General features: G+C 53.5%; 2 protein-coding genes. One reads left to right on the top strand and one right to left on the bottom strand.

Annotation, left to right across the window (positions count from 1 at the left end; translation table 11 throughout):
• Nucleotides 1-532 (bottom strand): hypothetical protein (locus AC3XQU_RS22720; RefSeq protein ID WP_489876430.1); only part of this gene is annotated, 532 nt, incomplete at its 3' end.
• Here AC3XQU_RS22720 and AC3XQU_RS22715 point away from each other — a divergent pair.
• A partial coding sequence (locus tag AC3XQU_RS22715) for a hypothetical protein (protein WP_489876429.1) occupies nucleotides 531-807 on the top strand: 277 nt, incomplete at its 3' end. The genes AC3XQU_RS22720 and AC3XQU_RS22715 overlap by 2 nt on opposite strands.

Raw genomic sequence — 807 nt, 5'->3', positions numbered from 1 at the left:
AACTCACTGCTTCTGTGCTTGTGTAACCGCCTCGCAACTTAGTTGTGATCTTGCGTTGGGTGGCGATTGCTTCCAGCTTTTGAAGTTTAGGTTCAAGCGGTCGGTGACCTGGAAGCGTTAGGCCGCTAACAGCCTTTTCTTGGTCTTTGAAGTTCTTGACATGCCATCTGAGAGTTCGTTCGATTCGGTCATTCCGGTTTATGGGATGAAGAATCCAGAATGCAGCAGCAAAATTCTCAAGCGCGCCACGTGAGAGCGAGAAAGGTGCGGCCACGTGCAGCAACTGTTGGTCAACGATCAGGGTCTTGACGGCATGTAGGTGGTCGACCCCAGCGGTCAAACACATTCGAACACAATGTGATACCTGGTATGGGTCGCTCTTGCTGTCGTCGCCAGCTAGCGACGATCGAGGAGAAACAGGAAACTCACGTTCAGTTCCTACTCGTTCCATCATTCGGTCGATCAGCGGTGAAATCTCAAGCCACTTCGCCTCGATCTCGGCTTCACTGATCGTAGGGTAGGTATTTGTCATGGCCTACCAAACCACACGACGAACAGAAGTTGCCATGGGACTCAAGAAGAACGCAGATTCGAATGCTATGGCGGGCTGTTTGGACGAAGTCCCGTCCACTCGCGGGGAGTGTGCGGTTGGCCTGATCGAACGACCAGCCAATGCGACGTCGGACGAGTCCACCCTCAATTCATCCGCCCCGCTGACTGCATTCAAAACCCAGAGGCGCTATGAGCCGGCGGTTAAGGCCGATACTGTGAGGGACGCAAGGGGGATTGCTATCTCGACCATTTCAG

This window comes from Telluria sp. AZSoR62 (assembly GCF_058111565.1).
The sequence above is the reverse complement of the archived record's forward strand: the minus strand, read 5'-3'. Positions and strand labels throughout refer to the sequence as shown.